General features: G+C 73.3%; 4 protein-coding genes. 2 read left to right on the forward strand and 2 right to left on the reverse strand.

Annotation, left to right across the window (positions count from 1 at the left end):
- Positions 1-98: 98 nt before the first annotated feature.
- Both AB0K37_RS40520 and AB0K37_RS40525 read right to left on the reverse strand, forming a co-directional pair.
- The gene (locus tag AB0K37_RS40520; protein ID WP_363991128.1) at positions 99-1,481 is read right to left on the reverse strand and encodes a metallopeptidase TldD-related protein; all 1,383 of its coding nucleotides are present in this window, start codon (positions 1,479-1,481) and stop codon (positions 99-101) included.
- Between the two features lie 5 nt (positions 1,482-1,486).
- Complete coding sequence (locus tag AB0K37_RS40525) at positions 1,487-2,986, reverse strand: TldD/PmbA family protein (protein WP_363991117.1); 1,500 nt, start codon at positions 2,984-2,986, stop codon at positions 1,487-1,489.
- Between the two features lie 159 nt (positions 2,987-3,145).
- Between AB0K37_RS40525 and AB0K37_RS40530 the strand changes: the two genes are divergently transcribed.
- Positions 3,146-3,850, forward strand: a complete 705-nt coding sequence (locus tag AB0K37_RS40530; protein ID WP_363991123.1) for a beta-ketoacyl-ACP reductase — start codon at positions 3,146-3,148, stop codon at positions 3,848-3,850.
- Between the two features lie 5 nt (positions 3,851-3,855).
- Positions 3,856-4,244 (forward strand): SDR family oxidoreductase (locus AB0K37_RS40535; protein ID WP_363991126.1); only part of this gene is annotated, 389 nt, incomplete at its 3' end.

Raw genomic sequence — 4,244 nt, forward strand, 5'->3', positions numbered from 1 at the left:
CCCTTGTTGGAGCCACGGACGGCCCGGGGGGGCAATGCCTGTGTGGCCCTGACTCCGCGCGCGGGCTCGGGGGCGGCGCCGTCCCCGGCCGCGGCGGCTCAGGTGGCCTGGCTCACCGTCGACATGTGGAAGTCGGGGACCCGGATCGCCGGCATGGCGGTGCGGGTGAAGTAGTCCGACCACTCGCGCGGCAGCGTCGGCCCGGTCTCGCCGACCTCGGCGATCCGCGACAGCAGGTCGACCGGGCTCTCGTTGAACCGGAAGTTGTTCACGGCCCCGACGACCTCGCCGTCCTCGACGAGGTAGACGCCGTCGCGGGTGAGGCCGGTCAGCAGCAGGCTCTGCGTGTCGACCTCCCGGATGTACCACAGGCACGTCAGCAGCAGCCCGCGCTCGGTGCGGGCGATCATCTCCTCCAGGGACGCGCCGCCCTCGGGACCCCTCATCGACAGGTTGTCGACGGCGGGGGTCAGCGGCAGCCCGGTGCGCTCGGCGGAGTGCCGGGTCTGCGCGAGGGACGTGAGGGCGCCCTCGCGGATCCAGTCGGTGGCGCCGAGCGCGAGCCCGTTGTCGAACACCGAGGACTCGCGGCTGGAGGCGTGCGCGATGACGAACGGCGCGCACTGCATGCCCGGGGCGGCCGGGTCGCTCGACAGGGTGACCGGCAGGTCGCTGAGCCGCTCCCCGACGCGGGTGCCGCCGCCGGGGGCGCTGAACACCGTCCGGCCGTCCTGGGCGTCCTGGGCGCCCGCCGACCAGTACAGGTAGATCATCAGGTCGGCCACGGCGGACGGCGGCAGGATCGTCTCGTACCGGCCGGCCGGCAGGTCCACGCGCCGCTCGCCCCACTCCAGCCGCTGGGCGAGGCCGCCGGTGAGGCCGGCGACGTCGACGTCGGTGAAGTCGCGGGTGCCCACGCCCGCCCACGCCGAGCCGCCCGCGCCCTTGGCGTTCAGCTCCAGCAGCCCCGTGGGCTGGTCGTGGCGCAGCCGCAGCCCCGCCGAGGAGCCGAGGAACGTCGAGGTGAGGACGTGGTTGGCGAACCCGTACAGGCGCCGGTCGCCGGCCTGCGCGGCGGCGAACGCCTCGCCCAGCGCGGGAGCGAAGCCCTCGAACACCCCGATCCCGGTCTCGGCGGGCTCGTCGTCCCACCCGGCCGCGCCGGAGGGCGGCCCCTCGGAGACCAGCGGCCGGGCGTCCTCGGCGGCCTCGTTGCCGGCCGCGTCGGCCTCGGCGGCGCGCACCAGGTCCTCGATGCCGTCGGCGCCGACGGCCGACCGCGACACCACGCCCGCCGCCACGCCGTCCGCCGTGTTCCGCAGCGCGATGACGGTGAGGCGGCTGGAGCGGGTCACGCCGTTGGTGGTCAGGGTGTTGCCCGCCCACCGCAGGTTCGCGGTGCTCGCCTCGTCGGCGATGACGACGCAGTCGTCGGCGCGCGACAGCGACAGGGCCCGCTCGACGGCCTCCTGCGGCCTGATCGTGCTCACTGGCCGGCCTCCTTCAGCGCGTTGAGGATGTTGACGCCCCGGAACAGCGCCGAGGGGCAGCCGTGGCTGACCGGCGCGACCTGCCCCGGCTGGCCCTTGCCGCAGTTGAACGCGCCGCCGAGCACGTAGGTCTGCGGCCCGCCGACGGCCTCCATCGAGTTCCAGAAGGCGGTGGTGGTCGCCTGGTAGGCGACGTCGCGGAGCTGCCCGGCGAGGCGGCCGTTCTCGATGCGGAAGAACCGCTGCCCGGTGAACTGGAAGTTGTAGCGCTGCATGTCGATCGACCAGCTCTTGTCGCCGAGGATGTAGATGCCGCGCTCGACCCCGGAGATGAGCTCGTCGGTGGACGGGCCGCCCTCGGCGGGCTTGAGCGAGACGTTCGCCATCCGCTGGATCGGCATGCTGGACGCGGCGTCGGCGAAGGCGCAGCCGTTGGAGCGCTCGGCGCCGGTGAGGCGGGCGATGCGCCGGTCGGTCTGGTAGCCGGTGAACAGGCCCCCGGAGACGATGTCGAACGACTGGGCCTGCACGCCCTCGTCGTCGTAGCCGATGGTGGCCAGGCCGTGCTCGGTCGTCCGGTCCCCGGTGACGTTCATGACCTCTGAGCCGTACCGCAGCGCCCCGAGCTTGTCGGGGGTGGCGAACGAGGTGCCCGCGTAGGCGGCCTCGTAGCCGAGCGCCCGGTCCAGCTCGGTGGCGTGCCCGATCGACTCGTGGATCGTCAGCCACAGGTTGGACGGGTCGACGACGACGTCGTACACCCCCGGCTCCACCGACGGCGCGGCGAGCTTCTCGGCGAGCAGCTCGGGGATGCGGGCGAGCTCGCCGTCCCAGTCCCAGTGCTCGCCCGACAGCCACTCCCATCCGTATCCGGCGGGCGGCGCCAGCGTGCGCATCGTGTCGAACAGGCCGCCGGCGATGCCCACGGCGTTGACGACGGGGTGCAGCCGGACGCGCTGCTGGGTGGTGACCGTGCCGGCGAGGTCGGCGAAGAACTTGTTCTCCTTGACCTGGAGCAGGGTCGCGTCGACGTGGTCGACGCGGTCGTCGCCGAGCAGCAGGCGGCTCCAGCCCGCCAGCAGCGCGACCTTGTCGGCGGTCGGGACGTCGAAGGGGTCGGTCTCGTAGGCCGAGACCCAGGTGCGCTCCCCGTGGACGGGTTCGGGCGCCAGCTCGATGGGCTCGCGGTTGACGGCGCTGGCGACGGCGGCGACCTCCACCGCCTGCGCGGCGACGCGGGCCGCGCCGTCGGGCGTCAGGTCGATGCCGGCGGCGAAGCCCCAGGTGCCGTCCTTGACGACCCGGACCGACAGCCCGACGTCGTCGGCGTCCAGGGCGGTCTCCAGGGCGGCGTCGTGGAGCCGGAGGGTCTGGCTGCGGATGCGCTCCAGGCGGAAGTCGGCGTGCTGCGCGCCCAGCTCCTTGGCGCGGGACAGCGCCGCGTCGGCCAGCGCGCGGAGCGGCAGCGCGGTGAAGGCGGGATCGATGTCATGCACCCTCCGCAACCTACCGTCCGCGCCCGTCCCGCCGGGGTTCCGCGCGCCGCCCGAACAAAGGGAGGTGAGCGGATCTTGTCGGTTCGGCACATCCGCAGCGGCCGCGCGGGCCGCTAGTGTCGTGCAGCAGCCAACGAGCAGTACAACGAGAGGGTCGTGATGAGTCGCTCTGTCCTCGTGACCGGCGGTAACCGGGGCATCGGCCTCGCCATCGCCCGCGAGCTGGCCGCGGCGGGCGACGCGGTCGCGGTCACCTACCGGTCCGGCGAGCCGCCCGAGGGGCTGTTCGGCGTCCGGTGCGACGTGACGAGCGCCGAGGACGTCGACGCGGCCTTCGGCAAGGTGGAGGCGGAGCAGGGGCCCGTCGAGGTGGTCGTCGCCAACGCGGGGATCACCAAGGACACGCTTCTGGCGATCATGAGCGAGGAGTCGTTCACCTCGGTCCTGGACACCAACCTGACCGGGTCGTTCCGGGTGGCCAAGCGCGCCGTCAAGGGCATGATGCGCAAGCGCGCGGGCCGGATCGTGCTGGTCTCCTCGGTCGTGGGGCTGCTGGGCTCGCCGGGGCAGTCCAACTACGCCGCGTCCAAGGCCGGCATGGTCGGGTTCGCGCGCTCGCTCGCCCGCGAGCTCGGGTCCCGGGGCATCACGGTCAACGTGGTGGCGCCCGGATTCGTCGACACCGACATGACGGCGGTGCTGACGGAGGACCAGCAGAAGGCCATCACCGCCGCGGTGCCGCTCGGCCGCATCGCGAAGCCGGAGGAGATCGCCAAGGCCGTGCGGTTCGTGGCCAGTGAGGACGCCGCCTACATCACCGGGGCCGTGATCCCGGTCGACGGCGGCCTGGGAATGGGGCACTGACAGTCATGGGAATCCTCGAAGGCAAGCGCATCCTGGTCACCGGCGTCCTCACCGACGCCTCCATCGGCTTCCACGTCGCGCGGATCGCGCAGGAGCAGGGCGCCGAGGTGGTGCTGACCGCCTACCCGCGGCCGACCCTCACGCAGCGGACCGCCAAGCGGCTGCCGTCCGGCCCCGACAACCCGCCGCCGGTGCTGGAGCTCGACGTGACCGACGCCGACCAGCTGGGCGCCCTCGCCGGGAACCTGCGCGACAGCGGCTTCGACCACCTCGACGGAGTGGTCCACGCGATCGGCTTCGCGCCGCAGACCGCCCTCGGCGGGAACTTCCTGGAGACGCCGTGGGAGGACGTCGCGACGGCCGTGCACGCCTCCACGTACTCGCTGAAGTCGCT

It is taken from the genome of Actinomadura sp. NPDC049753 (assembly GCF_040674655.1).
GTDB lineage: Bacteria > Actinomycetota > Actinomycetes > Streptosporangiales > Streptosporangiaceae > Spirillospora > Spirillospora verrucosospora.